Source organism: Actinomadura vinacea (genome assembly GCF_039532545.1).
GTDB lineage: Bacteria > Actinomycetota > Actinomycetes > Streptosporangiales > Streptosporangiaceae > Spirillospora > Spirillospora vinacea.
The window spans coordinates 100524-119599 of the sequence record NZ_BAAARW010000039.1 but is presented as its reverse complement, the minus strand read 5'-3'; the positions used below and the strand labels follow the sequence as shown (position 1 = coordinate 119599).

The following is a 19076-nucleotide window of genomic DNA, read 5'->3' as shown; positions in this document are numbered from 1 at the left end:
CGGGCATACGCCCTGCCCGCTCCGGCCCGGTCACTCCTGGCGTTCGGCGGCCAGTCGCTGCCCGATCGTCTGGTGCAGCCGCTGCAGCCCGTTGGTGCCGAGCATGCCGACCTGGCCCTCCAGGTCGCGCAGCATCGTGTCCTCGTTGGTGACGGCCTCCGACGACTGCATCAGGACGGTGCCCTGCCCGGTGAAGTCGAACTGGTGCTCCTCGCCCGAGGTGCCCCCGATACCGAACACCATGCGTGCGGCGCCGAGCACGCCCCTCATGTAGGAGTGGTCGTAGTGGTGGCACGGCGAGGGGCAGTCGGCCCAGCCGAGCAGCGCCTGCGGGTCGACCCGGATGGGCGGCTCGACGAAGTGCACGGGGCCGTTGGAGGCGGCCACGAACCGGCCGGTGCCGATCAGGGTGAGGAACCCCGGGATGATCGACTGCTTGAGCTCCAGGCCGGGCTCGAAGGCCAGCAGGTTCCCGGCCCGGATGGTCAGGTTTCCCTCGTCCAGGTCGAAGGAGTTGACGTCGAAGCCCCGGTCGGCCAGCACCAGCTTCCCCTGCCCCTGGGCGACGATCCAGTCGTGCGCGTACAGCGGGGAGTGGAAGGTGGCGCCGACCAGCGAGTCCAGCGGGCCGGCCGAGAGCGCCTCGAACCTGATCTGCCCGTAGTAGGCGATCATCTTGCCCTTCTGGGCGAACCACTGGCCGTTGAGGTCCACGCTGAAGGAGTAGGGGTTGACGTTGTCGTTGGACGGCAGCGTCATCGCGTTGAACGTGGCGGGCGGGGCAGGTGCGGGCCCGGGCGGCGGCATGTTCACGGTCAGATCTTCCTCTCACTCGCCTGGACGTAGACGGCGCCGGTGCCGCTGAGCTCCAGCTGGAAGCCCTCGCCGGAGCCCCGTCCGACGAGGTCGCGCAGCCCCATGGCGGTGGTGAGCTTGTTCTGCACCTGGCCGCGGTGGGCGACGTAGGCCTGCGGGTCGACGTGGACGGGGCGCTGCGGGCTGATCGGCAGCTCCATGACGCCGCCGTGCGACAGCAGGGCGCACGAGCCGTGCCCGTTGAGCGTGGTGGTGAACAGGCCCTGGCCGCTGACCGCGCCGCGGATCACGCCGCCGATCCCGCCGTCCTTTCCCATGAACATGGTGCCGACCTGCAGGGTCGCGTCGTGCACCAGCAGCCGGTCGGCCTCGACCACCAGGGTGTCGGCGCCGTTCAGCTCGATGACCTCCACCTGCAGCCCGGCGTGCCCGAACATCGCGGTGCCCTGCCCGGTGACGTGCATCATCGAGGTGTGCTCGCCCGCGACGGCGCGGCCGAGGGTGCCGCCGACGCCCTGCCCGGCGGTGCTGGTGGGCGCGAACGACACCTGACCGGTGTAGGCGAGCATCGCGCCGCGCTTGCTGTAGACCTCCCGGCCGGGCGCGATCGCCACCTGGAGCATCTTGGAGTTGATCGACTCGTATCCGGGCATGCTCAGATCTCCAGAATTCCGCCGCGCTCGGCCGGCTGGACGTAGACCAGCCCGTGCCCCTGGTACCGGAACTGCACGCTCTCCCCCGACCCCTGGCCGAGCACGGTGCGCCAGTTGACGTCGGTGACGACGTCCTGCTGGAGCTGTCCGTGGTGGGCGATGTAGGCGTGCGGGTCGACGCACAGCGGCATCTGCGGGGTGACCTCCAGCGCGATCGCGGGGCCGTTGGACAGGATCGCCACGGTGCCGTGGCCGTTCACCTTGGTGGTGGCCAGGCCCTGGCCGGTGCCCATGCCGCGCAGGCCGATGAACTCCACGCCCGTCTGCAGCTGCCCGTCGAGGGCCAGCAGGCTCTCCGACTCCACGAACAGCGTGTCGCCGGGCAGCGGCACGAGCGTGACCTCGGTGGCCTCGCTGGCCAGGTAGACGGTGCCCTGCCCGCTGATCTCCATCAGCGTCATGCCCTCGCCGGCGATGCGGCGCTTGAGCGCCCCGCGCAGGCCTTCGCCCCCGGTCATGCCCTGCCGTTTGAAGGACATCTGCCCCTCGTAGGCGACCATGGACCCGTTCAGCGCTCTGATCGTCTCGCCGGCCAGATCGACGGCCAGCATCTTGGAGCCGTTCATTCGGAATTGCGCCACGAGGCCACAAGATACCGGCTGGGTCGCCGCTCGGGACGATCAACCGGATGCCTCCCCGTGTCCCGGACCGGAGTGGGCTGGGCGCGGCGAGGGAAACGGGAGGGGAGACGGGCGGGCAGGGGCACGCAAAAAACGGCGCGTTGCGCGCCCCGTTCGCGGTGCCGATCAGGAAGGATGGCCGTCATGTGGATCGCCCCCGAGAACCGGAGCCTCAGCCGGTGGATCGTGCCCGCGCTCGTGCTCGGCGCCGGCGCGGTGGTCGCGGCGGTGCTGACGGCCGACGGACGAACGAACACCGGGCTCATCGCGCTCGCGGTGCTGGCCGGCTACGCCGCCGCCCTGGCCTACCGGCGCAACGAGCCGGCACTGACGATCAGTGAGGGCTTCGGCAGCGGCCACCGGGCCCGCGCCCACCTGCGGGCGGCCGCCATGACCGGCGACGTCGTCACCGGCGCGCTGGTGGGCGCGGTGGTGGTGCAGGGGTTGCGCGGCGCCGACGTCATGCCGTACGTGTGGCTCGCGGCGCTGGCCGGCGGCACCTACGTGCTGTCGGCGCTCGCGGCCGCGCGCACCCTGTAAGGCCGTGCCGAGGGCGTGCGGCCCTGCCGGAATGACGGTGACGGGGCGTTGCCGGCGGCCGGCATACCCGCGGTGACCAGGGGCGTCGCCGACGAATTGTGCGTAAACATCTCCTAACAAGTGCAGTTTCATCCCTTTTCATACGGCATGATGCGGATGTGTCAGCCGTTGATGTCCTGCTCCCCTCCCGGGCGGTGTTCCAGCCGGTGGTCGATCTCGACACCGGCCACGTCGTCGCGGTCGAGACGCACGCGGGCCCACCGGCGGCGCAGGCGGCCGAGGCGCACGCGCACGACCGGCCCCCGATGCGCGTCGATCCGGCCGGCGAGGACGTCCGGCGGGCCGTGGCCGCCGCCCGCGCCATCGCCGACCTGCGCACCCCGCTGCCCCTCCAGATCGGCCTGCGCGCCGAGACGCTCGCGCACGGGGACGCCTTCCTCGGCGAGCTGCACCACGGGCTCGGCGAGGCGGGACGCCGCCCGAACGAGATCATCCTCTGTGTGAACGGCGGGTTCCCGCCCGCTCAGCGACCCGCCGTCGGCACCGCGATGCGCCGGCTGCGGCAGGCCGGCTACCTGATCGGGCTGGCCGGGCTGGGCGCCGTGCACGCCCCGCTGGACCTGCTGGTGGACGGATCCCCCTACCTGGTCAAGATCGATCCGGAACTGGCCCGCCGGGCCGGGTCCGATCCGCGCCGCGCCGCGCTGGTGTCCTCGCTGGTCGACCTGGCGCACCGGCTCGGCACCCACGTCCTGGCGCCCGGCCTGGCCACCGAGGAGCAGGTCCTGGCCCAGCGCGAGCTGGGCGTCCGGCTGGTGCAGGGTCCCGCGCTGGCGCCGCCGGAATGGCGGCCGGGCATGCGCGTCACCGTGCCGGTGACCGCCAAGGACGAGCCCCGCAAGGAACGGGCCGAGAACAGCCTCGGCCCGCGCGTCTCGGAGTTCACCCTTCCCGCGGTCACCGCGCCGCACAACGCCACCGCCGGCCAGGTCCTGGACGTCCTCAACGCCGAGACCGGCACCACCTGCGTGGTCCTGCTCGACGAGCGGCAGCGCCCCTGGGCGACGGTCGACCGCACGCGGTTCCTGCTGCGGCTGTCGGGCGCGTACGGGCACGCCCTGTACGCGCACAAGCCCGCCGCCAACCTCGCCGACACGCCCCGCCTGGTCCCCCGCACCGTCCCCGCCGTAGCGGCGCTGCGGGCGGCGGGCCGGGAGAACGACCGGGTGTACGACGACCTGGTCGTCATCGACGAGGTCGGCCGCTGCCTGGGGATCGTCCGGGTCGCCGACCTGATCCGCAGCCTGTCGCCCTGACCGCCCCTGACCAGCCCTGACCACCGGGGGAAGGGTCAGGCACCCGGACCGGCGGCGTCGCCCGGCGGGCCGGGTGCCGCGGCCGTCTCCTGCGCGAGGATGGCCGCCTGGACGCGGCTGCGCAGCCCCAGCTTGCCCAGAATCCGGCTGACATGCGTCTTGGTGGTCGTCTCGGCCATCTCCAGGCGCTCGGCGATCTGCCCGTTCGACAGCCCCTCCCCCAGGCAGGCGAAGACCTCCCGCTCCCGCGGCGTGAGCTCGGCCGGCCCGCCGGCCGGCGCCAGGGCGGGCGCGGGCCGGGACGCGAACGCGCCGATCAGCCTGCGGGTCACCCGGGGCGCGATGATCCCCTCCCCCGCGGCCACCGTGCGCACCGCCTCCACCAGCCGGTCGGCGTCGACGTCCTTGAGCAGGAACCCGGCGGCGCCGGCCCGCAGCGCGCCGAAGACGTACTCGTCCACGTCGAAGGTCGTCAGCACCAGCACGTCCGCGAACCCGACGATCTCCCGGGTGGCGGAGATGCCGTCCAGGCGGGGCATCCGGATGTCCATCAGGACCACGTCGGGGCGCAGCTCGCGGGCCAGTTCCACGGCCCGCTCCCCGTCGGCGGCCTCGCCGACCACGGTCATCCCGGGCGCGGAGCCCAGGATCAGCACCAGCCCGGCCCGCACCGCCGCCTGGTCGTCGGCCACCAGCACCCTGATCACGCGCTCTCCCTCTCCATGTCCTCCCGCTCCAGCGCGACGGGCAACTCGGCGCGCACCCGCCAGACGCCGTCCCGGGGACCGGCCTCGAACGTGCCCTCCAGCATGGCGGCCCGCTCGCGCATCCCGATCAGCCCGGCGCCCGATCCGGGCAGCCGGGGGCCGTCCGGCCCCAGCGGGCTGCACACCTCGATGACCACCCGGTCGCGCAGGTAGCCGAGCCGTACCCGGGCCTCGCCGGGACCGCCGTGCTTGAGCGCGTTGGTCAGCGCCTCCTGCACGATCCGGTACGCGGCCAGCTCGACCGCGGCGGGCAGCTCCGGCGGCTCGCCCTCGACCTCCAGCGCCGCGCTCAGGTCGGAGCGGCCGGTGTGCCCGACCAGCCGTTCCAGCCCGTCCAGGCGGGGCGCGGCGGGCGAGTCGCGGCCCTCGCCGTCCCCCTCCCGAAGCAGGTTGATCATCCGGCGCATCTCGGCGAGGCCCTGGACGCTGTTCTCCCGGATGATCTCCATGGCCCGGTTGATCCCGTCCCGATCGAGATCGGGCACCTTGAGCACCGCCGAGGAGTGCAGCGCCACCGCGCTGAGATGGTTGGCGATCACGTCGTGCAGCTCCCGCGCCATCCGGGACCGCTCGGCGTTGATCGCGCCGCGCCGGTCCAGCTCGGCCAGCCGCGCCACCTGCTCGGCGCGCTGCCGCTCGGCCTGCGCGGTGAACCGGTGCTCGCGCACCGCCATCGCGGTCATCACCGGGAACGCCCAGGTCACCCCGGCCAGGGCCGCGACGACCACGGCCGCGCTGACCGCGTGCCACTGGAGCAGGACGAAACCCGCCATCGCGAGCGTGCCCGTGATGGTCGCACCCAGCAGCCACTCGGCGGTCCGGCGCCGGCCGTACAGGCTCGCCGCGTACAGCAGGTCACCGTAGATGACCGCCGAGACGAACCCCGGCCCGATCGCCACGTCGGCCAGGTGGGCCGGGGTGGCGGCCAGCAGCGCCGCGCGCGGAGCCGTCCGCCGGAACGGGATCGCCGCGACCAGCCCGAGCAGCGCCACCACCCGCCAGCCCTTGCCGAGGTCCTGGCCGGCGTCCCAGGTCGCGTACCCCTTCGCCGCGATCAGCAGGAGGCCGCCGGCCAGCGCGGCCACGGCCACGAGCGTGTCGGTCCGGGTGACGCGCGGGCGCCGCGCGGATGGTCTGGTCGGTGGCACGCTCCCATCTCAGCATCCTCCGATGGTCCTCCGCCTCCGCCTCCGCGACGGCGCGCCGTACATCGTTCGGACGACCCCCGTTTTCGGCGTCCGTGAGGAGGCGCGCCGCGGGTCGCCGCGAAACCATCGAAGGGACGGCGCACAAGGAAGAACCGCGCCCCGCGAGGGCGGAAACGAGGGGGAACATTGCTGCTCGCACTGATCGCCGCCTGCGAGATCGGCTTCTGGGTGGTGCTGCTCGCCGGGCTGTCGGTCCGCTACCTGCTGCGCAAGCGGGGGCTGGGGGCCGCGCTGCTGGTGTGCGTCCCGCTGCTGGACGTGGTCCTGCTGACCGCCACGGTCATCGACCTGCGCGGCGGCGCCACGGCCAACGTCACCCACGGCCTGGCGGCCGCCTACCTGGGCTACTCGGTCGCGTTCGGGCACAGCATGGTCCGCTGGGCCGACGAGCGCTTCGCGCACCGGTTCGCCGGCGGCCCGCCGCCGCGCGGCAAGCCGCAGTACGGGCGGGCCCGCGTCCTGTACGAGTGGCGCGAGTTCGGGAAGGCGGCACTGGCCACGGGCATCGGCTGCGGCGTCCTGGTCAGCATGATCTTCGTCGTGGACGATCCGTCCCGGACCGAGGCGCTGCTGGGCTGGGCGGCGCGGCTGCTGATGGTCCTGGCGATCTGGTCGCTGTGGCCCATCACCCACACGCTCTGGCCCGCCAAGCCCAAGCCCGGACACGAGGCCCCGGCGGATCGGCCTCTGGACGCCTCCGCCGACCGCCGCTAAAAGGCGGACGGGTCCTTGGAACGCGCTGTGCCCCGTCCCACTGACAGGTGGGACGGGGCACAGCGCGTTCAGGGGTTCAGACGTTGAAGCCGAGGGCGCGGAGCTGGTCCCGGCCATCCTCGGTGATCTTGTCCGGCCCCCACGGCGGCAGCCAGACCCAGTTGATCTTGACTTCCTTGGCCAGCCCGTCCAGCGCGCTGTTGGCCTGGTCCTCGATCACGTCGGTCAGCGGGCAGGCCGCGCTGGTCAGCGTCATGTCCAGGGTGGCGACCTCGTCGGCCAGGTTCACGCCGTAGACCAGGCCCAGGTCGACGACGTTGATCCCCAGCTCGGGGTCGACCACGTCGCGCAGCGCCTCGAGGATCTCCTCCTCGGCCTCGTTCGAGGTGACGGCCGGGGTCTCGGTGGTGTCTGCGGGGGTGTCGCTCATGATGCCTCTCCGAGTGCTCGGGCGGTCGCGTCCTTCCACGCCATCCAGGCGAGCAGGGCGCACTTGATCCTGGCGGGGTACTGCGAGACCCCGGCGAAGGCGATGGCGTCCTCCAGGACGTCCTCGTCCGGCTCGCCCTGGCCGCGCGACTGCATCAGCGCCAGGAACTCGTCGCCGACCGCCATCGCCTCCTTCACCGACTTGCCGATGATCAGATCGCTCATCACCGACGCGCTCGCCTGGCTGATCGAGCAGCCCATGGCGTCGTAGGAGACGTCCTCGACACGGGCGTCCTCTCCCTCGCCGTCGAGGTGCACGCGCAGGGTCACCTCATCGCCGCACGTGGGATTGACGTGATGCGCCTCGCCCTCGTACGGCTCCCGCAGCCCTTTGTTATGGGGGTTGCGGTAATGATCCAGGATGACCTCCTGGTACATCGCCTCGAGCTGCATGTCGTCCTTTTCTCCTCCGAGTCCCTCGAGGGGCCCTTCCCCGGATACAACCGGCGCACCCGCCGGGCTGTTCCGGTCAGTGCGTGCCGAAGAACTTCTGGGCGTGCCGGACCCCTTCGGACAGGGCGTCCACGTCGGCGAGGGTGTTGTATAGGTAGAACGTCGCGCGGGTCGTCGCCGGGATGTTGAAGCGGCGGCAGATGGGCCACGCGCAGTGGTGCCCGACCCGGATCGCGACGCCCAGCTCGTCCAGCACCTGCCCGACGTCGTGCGGGTGGATGTCGTCCACGGTGAACGACACCGCGCCGCCCCGCGCGTCGGTGCTGAGCGGCCCGATCACCCGGACGCCCGGGAGCTCGCCCAGCCGCTCCAGCGAGTAGGCGATCAGCGACTCCTCGTGCGCGTGCACCCGGTCCATGCCCAGCTCGCCGAGGTAGTCGCAGGCCGCGGCCAGGCCGATGGCCTGCGCCGTCATCGGCACCCCGGCCTCGAACCGCTGCGGCGCCGGCATGAAGGTCGAGCCCTCCATCCGCACCATTTCGATCATGGAACCGCCGGTGATGAACGGCGGCATCGCGTCCAGCAGCTCGCGGCGGCCCCACAGCACGCCGATGCCGGTCGGGCCGAGCATCTTGTGGCCGGAGAAGGCCAGGAAGTCGACCCCCAGCGCGGCCACGTCGACCGGCTGGTGCGGCACCGACTGCGCGCCGTCCAGCAGCACCAGCGCCCCCACCTCGCGGGCCCGCGCCGTGATCGCGTCGATCGGCGGCACCGTGCCCAGCACGTTGGACTGGTGGGTGAGCGCGACCAGCCTGGTCCGCTCGTTGACGATGGTGTCGAGGCGGTCGATGTCGAGCCGGCCCTCGTCGGTGATGCCGAACCAGCGCAGCGTGGCGCCGGTCCGCCGGCACAGCTGCTGCCAGGGCACCAGGTTGGCGTGGTGCTCCATCTCCGACACCACGATCTCGTCGCCCGGGCCGACCTTGAACCGCTCGGCCTCCGGGCCGGACGTGGCGGCGTTGCTCATCGCGTACGCGACCAGGTTGATCCCCTCGGTCGCGTTCTTGGTGAACACCAGCTCGCCGGGCACCGCCCCGATGAACGAGGCGATGGTGGCGCGGGCGTCCTCGTACTCCGCGGTGGCCTCCTCGGCCAGCAGGTGCGCCCCGCGGTGCGGCGCGGCGTTGTGCCGCTCGTAGAACTCCCGCTCGGCGTCCAGCACCCGCACCGGTTTCTGCGAGGTCGCCCCGGAGTCGAGATAGACCAGGTCCCGCCCGCCGCGGACGGTGCGCTGCAGCAGCGGGAAGTCCTTCTTGAGCTCCTCGGGCAGCAGGGTCATAGTGACGCGCCCGCCTTCACGTACTTCTCGTAGCCCTCGTTCTCCAGCGTCTCCGCCAGCTCGGGGCCGCCCTCGGCGACGACCCGGCCGGCGGCGAACACGTGCACGAAGTCGGGCTTCACGTACCGCAGGATGCGGGTGTAGTGGGTGATCAGCAGCACCCCGGTCTCGCCGGAGCCGCCGAACCGGTTGACGCCCTCGGAGACGACCTTGAGGGCGTCCACGTCCAGGCCGGAGTCGGTCTCGTCCAAGATCGCGATCTTGGGCTTGAGCAGCTCCAGCTGCAGGATCTCGTGCCGTTTCTTCTCGCCGCCGGAGAAGCCCTCGTTCAGCGAGCGCTGCGCGAACGCGGGGTCGATGGACAGCGCCTCCATCGCCTGCTTCATCTCCTTGGAGAACACGCGCAGCTTGGGCGCCTCGCCGCGGACGGCGGTGACCGCCGAGCGCAGGAAGTTCGACACCGATACGCCGGGCACCTCGACCGGGTACTGCATCGCCAGGAACAGCCCGGCGCGGGCACGCTCGTCGACGCTCATCGCCAGCACGTCCTCGCCGTCCAGCGTCACCGAGCCGGCGGTCACCTGGTACTTGGGGTGGCCGGCGATCGCGTAGGCGAGGGTGGACTTGCCGGAGCCGTTGGGCCCCATGAGCGCGTGGGTCTCGCCGGCGTTCACGGTCAGGTCGACCCCGCGCAGGATCTCCTTGGTCCCGTCGGTGCCCTCGGCGACGGAGACGTGCAGGTCGCGGATCTCTAGGGTGGTCATGATCTTGTTTCTCTCAGTCGTCTCTAGTCGTCGGAGCCGAGCGAGACGTACACATCGCCGTCCTCGACCTTGACCTTGTACGTGGCGACCGGCTGGGTGGCCGGCGGGTTGGTGGGCTTGCCGGTGCGGACGTCGAAGCAGGACCCGTGCAGCCAGCACTCGATGGTGCCGTTGTAGACCTCGCCCTCGGAGAGGGAGACCTCGGCGTGCGAGCAGATGTCGTTCAGCGCGAAGACGTCGTCGCCGCTGCGCACCAGCGCGACCGGCGTGTCGTCGAGCTCGACGCCGAGCGCCCCGTCGGCGGGGATCTCGGCCAGCGGGCACACCTTCACGAACCCGGCCGTGGCGTCGGTGGTCATCGCTCCGCCGCTCCCCGGTCCAGCTCGGCCTCGATCGCCTCGGCCACCTTGGCGCGGACCTCCTCGACCTCGATCCGCTGGATCAGCTGGCCGAGGAAGCCCCGCACCACCATGCGCCGGGCGTCGTCGTAGGTGATCCCCCGCGCCTGCAGGTAGAACAGGTGCTCGTCGTCGAGGCGGCCGGACGCCGAGGCGTGCCCCGCGCCGGCGACCTCTCCGGTGAGGATCTCCAGGTTGGGCACCGAGTCGACCCGGGTGCCGTCGGTCAGCACCAGGTTGCGGTTGAGCTCGTAGGTGTCGGTGCCCTCGGCCTCGGCCCGGATGATCACATCGCCGATCCAGACCGCGTGCGCGTCCTGGTCCTGCAGCGCGCCGCGGTAGTCGACGCGGCTGCGGCAGTGCGGCACGGCGTGGTCGACCAGCAGCCGGTGCTCCAGGTGCTGGCCGCCGTCGACGAAGTAGACCCCGTACAGCTCGGCGTCGCCGCCCGGCTGGTCGTAGGACACCGTCGGGGAGATCCGCACCAGGTCGCCGCCCAGCGTCACGTTGTGCGAGACGAACCGGGCGTCGCGGCCGAGCCGGGCGTGCTGGTGGGAGACGTGCACGGTGTCGTCGGCCCAGTCCTGCAGACTGATCACCGAGAGCCGGGCGCCGTCGCCGACGACGAACTCGACGTTGTCGGCGAAGGTGGCCGAGCCGCGGTGGTTCAGCACCACGGTCGCCTCGGCGTACGGCTCCAGGATCACGGTGGTGTGGCCGAAGGCCGCCGCCGAGGAGTCCTCGCCGCGCAGCCGCAGCACGGTCGGCCGGGACGCCACCGTCTCCTTCGGTACCGTCACGACCGTGGCCTGGGCGAAGGAGGCCCACGCCTGCGCGCTCACCCGGTCGGCCGGCACGTAGGCCTTGCCGAGCCGGGCGTCCTCGCGCCCCACGGTCTCGACGGTGACCTCGGGCGCCGCGTCGGCCTCGACGATGACCTTCCCGTCCGGCTCGGCGGTGCCCTTGTGCAGGCCGCGCAGCCGGCGCAGCGGCGTGAACCGCCATTCCTCCTCGCGGCCCGTCGGCACGTCGAAGTCGGTGACGTCGTACGACGACTTCTCGTGCAGCGTCGAAAGAGGCCTTGTCTCCAGCCCCATCAGCCGACGGCTCCTTCCATCTGCAGCTCGATCAGCCGGTTCAGTTCCAGGGCGTACTCCATGGGCAGCTCGCGCGCGATCGGCTCCACGAACCCGCGCACGATCATGGCCATCGCCTCGTCCTCGTTGAGGCCCCGGCTCATCAGGTAGAACAGCTGGTCCTCCGACACCTTGGAGACGGTCGCCTCGTGGCCCATCTCCACGTCGTCCTCGCGGACGTCGACGTAGGGGTAGGTGTCGGAACGGCTGATCTGGTCGACCAGCAGCGCGTCGCACTTCACCGTGGACTTGCTGTGCTGGGCGCCCTCCTGGATCTGGACCAGGCCCCGGTAGCTGGTGCGCCCGCCGCCGCGCGCCACCGACTTGGAGACGATGGTGCTGGAGGTGTTGGGCGCCGCGTGCACCATCTTGGCGCCCGCGTCCTGGTGCTGGCCCTCGCCGGAGAAGGCGATCGACAGCGTCTCGCCCTTGGCGTGCTCGCCCAGCAGGTAGACCGCCGGGTACTTCATGGTGACCTTGGAGCCGATGTTGCCGTCGACCCACTCCATGGTCGCGCCCTCGTAGGCGACGGCCCGCTTGGTCACCAGGTTGTAGACGTTGTTCGACCAGTTCTGGATGGTGGTGTAGCGGACCCGCGCGTCCTTCTTCACCACGATCTCCACGACCGCCGAGTGCAGCGAGTCGGACTTGTAGATCGGAGCGGTGCAGCCCTCGACGTAGTGCACGTACGAGCCCTCGTCCGCGATGATCAGGGTCCGCTCGAACTGGCCCATGTTCTCGGTGTTGATCCGGAAGTAGGCCTGCAGCGGGATCTCCACGTGCACGCCCGGCGGCACGTAGATGAACGACCCGCCCGACCACACGGCGGTGTTGAGCGCGGCGAACTTGTTGTCGCCGACCGGGATCACCGAGCCGAAGTACTCCTGGAAGATCTCCGGGTGCTCGCGCAGCCCGGTGTCGGTGTCCAGGAACAGGACGCCCTTCTCCTCCAGGTCCTCACGGATCTTGTGGTAGACGACCTCGGACTCGTACTGGGCCGCCACACCGGCGATCAGCCGCTGCTTCTCCGCCTCGGGGATGCCCAGCTTGTCGTAGGTGTTCTTGATGTCGGCCGGGAGCTCCTCCCAGGACGCCGCCTGCTTCTCCGTGGACCGCACGAAGTACTTGATGTTGTCGAAGTCGATCTCCGACAGGTCCGAGCCCCAGGTCGGCATCGGCTTCTTGTCGAACAGCCGCAGACCCTTGAGGCGCAGGTCGAGCATCCAGTCGGGCTCCCCCTTCTTGGCGGAGATGTCACGCACGACCTCGTCGTTCAGGCCGCGGCGCGCCGATGCTCCGGCCGCGTCGGGGTCGGACCAGCCGAACTTGTACCTGTCGAGCCCTTCCAGCTCCGGGTGGGCTGCCGTCGTCATATCGAGGTCCTCCCGGACTCCTCGTCGCTTATGTCATCGTTCGCTGCCGCGCCGGCCGGATCGCCGCCCTCGTCCTCGCCCCCTCCGGAGAGGGTGCGGGGGCTGACGTGGGTGGTGCAGATCCCGTCGCCGTGCGCGATCGTCGCCAGCCGCTGGACGGGGGTGCCCAGCAGGCGGCTGAACGCCTCGGTCTCGGCCTCGCACAGCTGCGGGAACTCCGCGGCGACGTGCGCGACCGGGCAGTGGTGCTGGCAGAGCTGCTCGCCGCCGCCGGGCCTGGGCCCCTTGGCGGCCGCGGCGGCGTAGCCGTCGCCCGACAGCGCCTCGGCCAGCACGCGCACCCGCTGCTGCGGCGGCGCGGCCCGCACCACCGGCAGGTAGCGCCGCTCAAGATCGGCGATCTGCTTGCGGGCGAACTCCGCCACCGCCCGCTCCCCCGCCTTCTCGGCGAGGAACCGCAGGGCGCTGGAGGCCAGATCGTCGTAGGCCTGCACGAACGCGCTGCGCCCGGCGTCGGTGATGGCGAACCATTTGGCCGGCCGCCCGCGCCCGCGGCGCGTCTGCGGCCGGGCCCGCCGGATCTCGACCATGCCCTCGGCTAGGAGGGCGTCCAGGTGGCGCCGGATCGCGGCCGGCGTGAGGCCGACCCGGTCGCCCAGCGCGGAGGCGGTGATGGGACCGTGTTCGAGGACGAGACGGGCCACCCGGGCGCGGGTGTCGCGCTCGGTCACCCCGATCGTCGTCTTCTCGCTCACGTTTTTCACAACATCAGTGTGCCCTAATTCCTTCCCGGCGACCAATGCTTCCCGGATGTCATCGCTCACGCAGGTTAGCCTTACCTAACCTGCGAAGACGCGCTTTCGGCCCCCGGCGCCGCGGCCGGTCGTGACGCGCTCTTCCCCTACCGGGATGAGCAGCCGCGAAAGCCTGGCGGCGGCCGAGAGAAGATACGGGATCGCGAGTATGGCCCGTGCACAGGTACGTCGGAGGGCGGACCTAAACTCAGGGCCATGGCACCCCCTGGAGAGAGCGCGGTCGAGGTCGTCGATCTGGTCAAGTGCTACGCCGCGACCACCGCCGTGGACGGGCTCTCGTTCCGCGCCGCCCGGGGCGCCGTGACCGCGATGCTGGGCCCCAACGGGGCCGGCAAGACGACCACGATCGAGATCTGCGAGGGCTTCCGCCGCGCCGACGGCGGCCGCGTCCGCGTCCTCGGGCTCGACCCCGTCGCCGACGGCAGGGCCCTCAAACCCCGGGTCGGCGTGATGCCCCAGTCCGGCGGCGTGCCCGGGACGGCCCGGACCGGGGAGTTCCTGCGCCTGATCGCCTCGTTCCACCGCACTCCACTCGACCCCGCGGCCCTGCTCGACCGGCTCGGCCTGGCCGCACAGGCGCGCACGCCGTTCCGCCGGCTGTCGGGCGGCCAGCAGCAGCGGCTGTCACTGGCGGTGGCGCTGGTGGGCAGGCCCGAGCTGGTCTTCCTGGACGAGCCCACCACCGGCCTCGACCCGCAGGCCCGGCACTCCACCTGGGAGCTGATCGAGGAACTGCGGGCCGCCGGAGTGGCGGTCGTCCTGACCACCCACTACATGGAGGAGGCCGAGCGCTTGGCCGACCACGTCGTCATCGTCGACCACGGGAAGGTCGTCGCGCAGGGCAGCCCGACCGAGCTCGCCGGCGCCGAGCGGCAGCTGCGCTTCCGGGCGCGGCCGGGCCTGGGCCTGGACGAACTGCTGTCGGCGCTCCCCATCGGCAGCGCCGCGAAGGAATCCCCGGCGGGGCACTACCTGGTGGAGGGCGACGTGCGGCCCGAGCTGCTGGCCACGGTCACGGCGTGGTGCGCCTCGCACGGCGTCATGGCCGAGGAGCTGCGCATCGAGCGCCGCACCCTGGAGGACGTCTTCCTGGAGCTGACCGGACGGGAGCTGCGCTCTTGACCGCCCCGGTCCTCGATCCGCGCCCGGCCCCGGGCGCGGTCGCCGTGCCCCGGATGATCCTCGCCCAGGCCGGCTACGAGCTGCGCACCATGCTGCGCAACGGCGAGCAGCTGCTGCTCACGATGATCATCCCGGTGGTGCTGCTCGCGCTGTTCGGCGGGACGTCCCTGCTGGACCTGGGCCCGGGCCCGCGGGTCGACTTCCTCGCACCCGGGATCCTCGCGCTGGCGGTGATGTCGACGGCGTTCACCGGGCAGGCCATCGGCACCGGGTTCGAGCGGCGCTACGGCGTCCTGAAACGGCTCGGCGCCACCCCGCTGCCCCGGTCCGGGCTGATCGCCGCCAAGACCCTGACGGTGCTGGCCGTCGAAGCCCTCCAGGCGGCGCTGATCTGCGCGGTCGCGCTGGCGATGGGGTGGGGCCCGCACGGCGACCCTGTCTCGGCCGCGGCGCTGATCCTGCTCGGCACGGCGGCCTTCAGCGGCTTCGGCCTCCTGATGGCGGGCACGCTGCGCGCCGAGGCCACGCTGGCCGCCGCCAACCTGGTGTACGTGCTGCTGCTGGCCGTCGGAGGCGTGGTCTTCCCTCTGGAGCGCTTCCCCTCGGCCGTACGGGCCGCGCTGGAGCTGCTGCCGATCTCGGCGCTGGCCGACGGGCTGCGGCAGGTCCTCCAGCACGGCGCGGCCTTCCCGGCCGGGCCGCTGCTCGTCCTGGCCGTGTGGGCCGTCGCGGGCCTGGCCCTGGCCGCCCGCTTCTTCCGATGGGAGTGATGGATGGCACTGGCTGAAGCACCCGGCTCGTACGGGAGGGCCGGCGGCCTTCCCGAACGCGTGCGCGTGCTGTCGCTCGGCGCGCTGCCGCCGCCCGCGCTCATCCTCCTGGGCATCCTGTCGCTCCAGATCGGCGCGGGCCTGGCCAAGCACATGTTCGACCGGATGCCGCCGAGCGCGATGGTGCTGATGCGGCTGCTCACCTCCGCGATCGTGCTCGGCTTCCTGGCCCGCAAGGCGCTGCGCGGGGTGCTGCGCGACCACTCCCGCAAGAGCCTGGCCATCGCCGCGTGCTTCGGCCTGTCCCTGGCGCTGATGAACTTCTCGATCTACCAGTCGTTCATGCGGATCCCGCTGGGCATGGCGGTCACGATCGAATTCCTCGGACCGCTGCTGGTGTCGATCGTCGCGTCGCGGCGTCCCCGCGACGTGGTGTGGGCCGTGCTGGCGGGCGCCGGCGTGGTGATGCTCGCGCGCGGCGGCGGCGAGGTCGACATGGCGGGGATCGGATTCGCGCTGCTGGCGGGCGCGGGCTGGGCCGCCTACATCCTGCTCAGCGCCGCGACCGGGCAGCGGTTCGCCGGGTCGACCGGGCTGGCGCTGGCCAGCGTCGTCGGGACGTTCGCGATCATGCCCATGGGCGTCACGGCGGGCGGGACGGCGCTCCTGGACCCGCAGCTGCTCGCGCTCGGCATCGGCGTGGGGCTGCTGTCGTCGGTCATCCCGTACTCGCTGGAGCTGGAGGCGCTGCGCCGCATGCCCGCCCGGGTGTTCGGGATCCTGATGAGCCTGGAGCCCGCGGTGGCCGCGCTGGTCGGGGTGATGCTGCTCGGCGAGATCCTGACCGCGCGCCAGTGGGTGGCGATCGGATGCGTGATCATCGCGTGCGCGGGCGCCACGCTCGGCCCGGGGAGACCGCCGCCCGCCCCCGAGGGGTGACCGGTGGCGGGAGGCTCCGCGAAGGTGAAAGGATCCCTTGAAGGATCATCGCAGAGAGGGGCAACCGTGACCGGCTGGGCAGAGGATCAGGGACTGCCGCCCGAGTACTTCGAGGCGGGCACGCCGTCGTTCGTCGACTTCCTGCGCGTCCACTCGCCCGACATGCTGCCCGTCAACCGCGTCCCGCACGCCGACGGCCCCCCGCTCGACCTGCCGCACGGCACCACCATCCTGGCGCTGACCTTCCCCGGCGGCGTGATGATGGCCGGTGACCGCCGCGCCACCCGCGGCCACCAGATCGCCTACCGCGAACTGGAGAAGGTGCAGCGCGCCGACGAGTACTCGGCGGTCGCCTTCGCCGGCACGGTCGGCCTGGCTTTGGAAATGGTCCGGCTGTTCCAGGTCGAGCTGGAGCACTACGAGAAGATGGAGACCGTCCCGCTGTCGCTGCCGGGCAAGGCCCGCCGCCTCGGCGCCGTCATCCAGGCCAACCTCGCGCAGGCGCTGCAGGGGCTGGCGGTGGTCCCGCTGTTCGCCGGGTACGACCCCGACAGCGGCGAGGGCAAGATCTTCACCTACGACATCACCGGCTCCCCGCAGCCCGCGCGCGACTTCCACGCCGAGGGCTCGGGCTCCCCCTTCGCCGGCGGCGCGCTGAAGAAGCTCTACCGGCCCGACCTGTCGATCGAGGACGCGGCCGAGGTGTGCGTCCAGGCGCTCTACGACGCCGCCGACGACGACACCGCCACCGGTCTGCCCGACCGCGGCCGCCGCATCTACCCGGTGGTGTCCGTCGTCACCGGGGACGGCTACCGGAGGCTGTCCGAGGAGCAGGTCGCGGAGATCTCCGAGCGGGTGATCGAAGGCCGCCACGAGCGTCCCGACGGGCCGGTCGCGCCGCTCCGCTGACTGTCGTACCCCCGCCCTAGACTCGCCGTATGGCAAGGGCGAACGATGAGGCCGCGGCGCTCATCCAGGAACTGGCCGACCTGCTCTCGATCACGGGCGGCGACGCGTTCAAGATCAGGGCGTACGAGAAGGCCGCGCGGGCGGTGGCGGGGCATCCCGACGACATCGCGGGCATGGACCTGGCCGGGCTGCGCACCATCCCCACGGTGGGCGAGGCGATCGCCAAGAAGCTGCTCGACTACAACACCACCGGCACCATCCGGCAGGTGGAGGAGCTGCGCGCCCAGATCCCCGCGGGCGTCCGCGCCCTGACCGCGATCCCCACCCTCGGCCCGAAGAAGGCCCTGGCCGTCTACGAGGAGCTCGGCATCTCCTCGGTGCCCGAGCTGGCCGAGGCGATCCAGGCGGGCAGGCTGCGCGGTCTCAAGGGCTTCGGCGCCAAGACCGAGCAGAACATCCTGCACGGCATCGAGCTGATGCAGCAGTCCGGCGAGCGCGTCCTGATCGACGTGGCGACCGACCTCGCCGAGGAGATCGTCGCCGCCCTCGCCGCGCTGCCCGGATGCCTGCGCTGCACCTACGCGGGCTCGCTGCGGCGGATGCGCGAGACGATCGGCGACATCGACGTGCTGGCCGCGTCCGCCGAGCCGGGCCCGATCATGGCGGCGTTCACCGCGCTGCCGTTCACGGCCGAGGTCATCGCGAGCGGCGAGAAGAAGACCTCGATCCGCACCACCAAGGGCCTCCAGGTCGACCTGCGGGTCGTCCCGCCGGAGTCGTGGGGCGCCGCCCTGCAGTACTTCACCGGCTCCCAGGCCCACAACATCCGCACCCGCGAGATCGCCGTCCGGGCCGGGCTCAAGCTGTCGGAGTACGGGCTGTTCGACGCCGAGTCCGGGGAGCTGATCGTCTCGGAGACCGAGGAGGAGGTCTACGAGCGGCTCGGCCTGCCGTGGATCCCGCCGGTGCTGCGGGAGGACCGCGGCGAGATCGAGGCCGCGCTGAAGGGCGCCCTCCCCCGCCTGGTCACCGTCGACGACCTGAGGGGCGACCTGCACTCCCACACCGACCTCACCGACGGCATCGCCACGCTTGAGGAGATGGTGGAGGCGGCCGCCGCACGCGGCCTGGAGTACTACGCGATCACCGATCACGCGCCCAACCTGTTCATGCAGCGGATGACCGACGAGAAGATGCTCGCCCAGCGCGAACAGGTCCGCGCCCTGCAGAAGCGCTACCCCGACCTCACCCTGCTGCACGGCACCGAACTCAACATCGACCCCGAGGGCGGCGTCGACTGGGACGCCGATTTCCTGTCCGGCTTCGACGTCTGCGTGGCGTCGATCCACTCCCATTTCACCCAGGACCCGGCGGAGATGACCCGGCGGCTGATCCGGGCCTGCGAGAACCCGTACGTCCACGTGATCGGCCACCCGACGGCCCGTTCCATCGGCAAGCGGCGCCCCGTCGACGCCGACTGGGACGAGGTCTTCAAGGCCGCCGCCCGCACCGGCACCGCGATGGAGATCGACTCGTTCCCCGACCGTCTCGACCTGCCCGCCGACCTGATCCGCCGCGCCCTCCACCACGGCGTGAAGTTCTCCGTCGACACCGACGCCCACTCCCTGGGCCACCACCGCAACATCCGCTACGGCATCGGCACCGCCCAGCGCGGCTGGCTCACCCCCGACGACGTCATCAACACCTGGCCCCTGGAAAGACTCCGCACCTTCCTCAAAAAGACCACCTGAGCCGCCCTCCGGCCCGCCAGGCAAGCTCTCCAGGGCACGCCGTCACTGCGCGGCCCGGGCCCGCTGGAGGCGGCGAGGTGCGCGCCCGGCGTATTCTCCCGAAGCCTCTCCCAGGGGCGGAACAAGCGCCGCCGCGGGGCCGGAGGCTGCCGCAAGTGTGCCACTTTCGATTGAGGACGTGGTC

At 71.8% G+C, this 19076-nt stretch carries 21 protein-coding genes; 8 read left to right on the top strand and 13 right to left on the bottom strand.

The genetic code is table 11. The annotated features are described in order from the left end of the window. Positions 1-30 precede the first annotated feature (30 nt). From ABD340_RS41825 to ABD340_RS41815, 3 genes are read right to left on the bottom strand one after another with little or no spacing between them, the layout of a single operon-like run. Positions 31-807, bottom strand: coding sequence for an AIM24 family protein (locus ABD340_RS41825; protein WP_344597530.1), 777 nt, complete (start codon positions 805-807; stop codon positions 31-33). Between the two features lie 8 nt (positions 808-815). Next, complete coding sequence (locus ABD340_RS41820; RefSeq protein WP_344596970.1) at positions 816-1469, bottom strand: AIM24 family protein; 654 nt, start codon at positions 1467-1469, stop codon at positions 816-818. 2 nt (positions 1470-1471) lie between these two features. Beyond that, positions 1472-2110: an AIM24 family protein gene (locus ABD340_RS41815; protein ID WP_344596968.1), complete on the bottom strand. Its 639-nt coding sequence runs from the start codon at positions 2108-2110 to the stop codon at positions 1472-1474. Between the two features lie 183 nt (positions 2111-2293). On the opposite strand from ABD340_RS41815, the gene ABD340_RS41810 reads away from it, so the two are divergent. After that, entirely contained in the window at positions 2294-2689 is a 396-nt protein-coding gene (locus tag ABD340_RS41810) for an ABC transporter permease (protein WP_344596966.1), read from the top strand. A gap of 158 nt (positions 2690-2847) precedes the next feature. Then, positions 2848-4005, top strand: coding sequence for an EAL domain-containing protein (locus tag ABD340_RS41805; RefSeq protein WP_344596965.1), 1158 nt, complete (start codon positions 2848-2850; stop codon positions 4003-4005). A 35-nt stretch (positions 4006-4040) separates the two neighbouring features. Here ABD340_RS41805 and ABD340_RS41800 read toward each other — a convergent pair whose 3' ends face one another. Next, positions 4041-4712: a response regulator gene (locus tag ABD340_RS41800; protein WP_344596963.1), complete on the bottom strand. Its 672-nt coding sequence runs from the start codon at positions 4710-4712 to the stop codon at positions 4041-4043. Further along, positions 4709-5920 carry a sensor histidine kinase gene (locus ABD340_RS41795; protein ID WP_344596961.1) on the bottom strand — a complete coding sequence of 404 codons (1212 nt, stop codon included), beginning with the start codon at positions 5918-5920 and terminating at the stop codon, positions 4709-4711. Before ABD340_RS41795 ends, ABD340_RS41800 begins: the two co-directional genes overlap by 4 nt. A 186-nt stretch (positions 5921-6106) precedes the next feature. Here ABD340_RS41795 and ABD340_RS41790 point away from each other — a divergent pair, with 186 nt between their 5' ends. Beyond that, positions 6107-6694: a hypothetical protein gene (locus tag ABD340_RS41790; protein WP_344596959.1), complete on the top strand. Its 588-nt coding sequence runs from the start codon at positions 6107-6109 to the stop codon at positions 6692-6694. 76 nt (positions 6695-6770) lie between these two features. Here the strand turns inward: ABD340_RS41790 and ABD340_RS41785 are convergent, their stop codons facing one another. From ABD340_RS41785 to ABD340_RS41750, 8 genes are all read right to left on the bottom strand, one after another. Next, entirely contained in the window at positions 6771-7124 is a 354-nt protein-coding gene (locus ABD340_RS41785; RefSeq protein ID WP_344596957.1) for a metal-sulfur cluster assembly factor, read from the bottom strand. After that, on the bottom strand, positions 7121-7576 hold the full coding sequence (gene sufU / locus ABD340_RS41780) for a Fe-S cluster assembly sulfur transfer protein SufU (protein ID WP_344596955.1): 456 nt from the start codon (positions 7574-7576) through the stop codon (positions 7121-7123). The genes ABD340_RS41785 and sufU overlap by 4 nt, the downstream gene beginning before the upstream one ends. A 76-nt stretch (positions 7577-7652) precedes the next feature. Then, complete coding sequence (locus ABD340_RS41775) at positions 7653-8915, bottom strand: cysteine desulfurase (protein ID WP_344596954.1); 1263 nt, start codon at positions 8913-8915, stop codon at positions 7653-7655. After that, entirely contained in the window at positions 8912-9679 is a 768-nt protein-coding gene (gene sufC, locus ABD340_RS41770) for a Fe-S cluster assembly ATPase SufC (RefSeq protein WP_344596952.1), read from the bottom strand. Before sufC ends, ABD340_RS41775 begins: the two co-directional genes overlap by 4 nt. 23 nt (positions 9680-9702) lie before the next feature. After that, entirely contained in the window at positions 9703-10038 is a 336-nt protein-coding gene (locus tag ABD340_RS41765) for a non-heme iron oxygenase ferredoxin subunit (RefSeq protein ID WP_344596951.1), read from the bottom strand. Next, positions 10035-11174, bottom strand: a complete 1140-nt coding sequence (gene sufD, locus ABD340_RS41760; RefSeq protein ID WP_344596950.1) for a Fe-S cluster assembly protein SufD — start codon at positions 11172-11174, stop codon at positions 10035-10037. The genes ABD340_RS41765 and sufD overlap by 4 nt, the downstream gene beginning before the upstream one ends. Beyond that, positions 11174-12586 (bottom strand): Fe-S cluster assembly protein SufB, encoded by a 1413-nt coding sequence (gene sufB, locus ABD340_RS41755; protein ID WP_344596948.1) that lies wholly within the window; start codon positions 12584-12586, stop codon positions 11174-11176. Before sufB ends, sufD begins: the two co-directional genes overlap by 1 nt. Then, on the bottom strand, positions 12583-13341 hold the full coding sequence (locus ABD340_RS41750; protein WP_344596946.1) for a helix-turn-helix transcriptional regulator: 759 nt from the start codon (positions 13339-13341) through the stop codon (positions 12583-12585). Before ABD340_RS41750 ends, sufB begins: the two co-directional genes overlap by 4 nt. Before the next feature lie 255 nt (positions 13342-13596). Between ABD340_RS41750 and ABD340_RS41745 the strand changes: the two genes are divergently transcribed. The 5 genes from ABD340_RS41745 (at position 13597) to polX (ending at position 18892) form a co-directional block, all read left to right on the top strand. Next, on the top strand, positions 13597-14523 hold the full coding sequence (locus ABD340_RS41745; RefSeq protein WP_344596944.1) for an ABC transporter ATP-binding protein: 927 nt from the start codon (positions 13597-13599) through the stop codon (positions 14521-14523). A gap of 53 nt (positions 14524-14576) precedes the next feature. After that, positions 14577-15293, top strand: coding sequence for an ABC transporter permease (locus ABD340_RS41740; RefSeq protein WP_344597529.1), 717 nt, complete (start codon positions 14577-14579; stop codon positions 15291-15293). Positions 15294-15296: 3 nt separating this feature from the next. Beyond that, the gene (locus tag ABD340_RS41735; protein ID WP_344596943.1) at positions 15297-16232 is read left to right on the top strand and encodes an EamA family transporter; all 936 of its coding nucleotides are present in this window, start codon (positions 15297-15299) and stop codon (positions 16230-16232) included. Positions 16233-16298: 66 nt separating this feature from the next. After that, the gene (prcB, locus tag ABD340_RS41730; protein WP_344596942.1) at positions 16299-17141 is read left to right on the top strand and encodes a proteasome subunit beta; all 843 of its coding nucleotides are present in this window, start codon (positions 16299-16301) and stop codon (positions 17139-17141) included. Positions 17142-17170: 29 nt separating this feature from the next. After that, positions 17171-18892 (top strand): DNA polymerase/3'-5' exonuclease PolX, encoded by a 1722-nt coding sequence (gene polX, locus ABD340_RS41725; protein ID WP_344596940.1) that lies wholly within the window; start codon positions 17171-17173, stop codon positions 18890-18892. Positions 18893-19076: the final 184 nt, after the last annotated feature.

Coding starts and splice junctions, on each gene's coding strand:
- ABD340_RS41810 (WP_344596966.1), top strand. CDS start 2,294: ATGTGGATCGCCCCCGAGAACCGGAGCCTCAGCCGGTGGATCGTGCCC.
- sufB (WP_344596948.1), bottom strand. CDS start 12,586: ATGACGACGGCAGCCCACCCGGAGCTGGAAGGGCTCGACAGGTACAAG.
- ABD340_RS41825 (WP_344597530.1), bottom strand. CDS start 807: ATGCCGCCGCCCGGGCCCGCACCTGCCCCGCCCGCCACGTTCAACGCG.
- ABD340_RS41745 (WP_344596944.1), top strand. CDS start 13,597: ATGGCACCCCCTGGAGAGAGCGCGGTCGAGGTCGTCGATCTGGTCAAG.
- sufD (WP_344596950.1), bottom strand. CDS start 11,174: ATGGGGCTGGAGACAAGGCCTCTTTCGACGCTGCACGAGAAGTCGTCG.
- ABD340_RS41740 (WP_344597529.1), top strand. CDS start 14,577: ATGATCCTCGCCCAGGCCGGCTACGAGCTGCGCACCATGCTGCGCAAC.
- ABD340_RS41820 (WP_344596970.1), bottom strand. CDS start 1,469: ATGCCCGGATACGAGTCGATCAACTCCAAGATGCTCCAGGTGGCGATC.
- polX (WP_344596940.1), top strand. CDS start 17,171: ATGGCAAGGGCGAACGATGAGGCCGCGGCGCTCATCCAGGAACTGGCC.
- ABD340_RS41735 (WP_344596943.1), top strand. CDS start 15,297: ATGGCACTGGCTGAAGCACCCGGCTCGTACGGGAGGGCCGGCGGCCTT.
- ABD340_RS41775 (WP_344596954.1), bottom strand. CDS start 8,915: ATGACCCTGCTGCCCGAGGAGCTCAAGAAGGACTTCCCGCTGCTGCAG.
- ABD340_RS41765 (WP_344596951.1), bottom strand. CDS start 10,038: ATGACCACCGACGCCACGGCCGGGTTCGTGAAGGTGTGCCCGCTGGCC.
- ABD340_RS41785 (WP_344596957.1), bottom strand. CDS start 7,124: ATGAGCGACACCCCCGCAGACACCACCGAGACCCCGGCCGTCACCTCG.
- sufU (WP_344596955.1), bottom strand. CDS start 7,576: ATGCAGCTCGAGGCGATGTACCAGGAGGTCATCCTGGATCATTACCGC.
- sufC (WP_344596952.1), bottom strand. CDS start 9,679: ATGACCACCCTAGAGATCCGCGACCTGCACGTCTCCGTCGCCGAGGGC.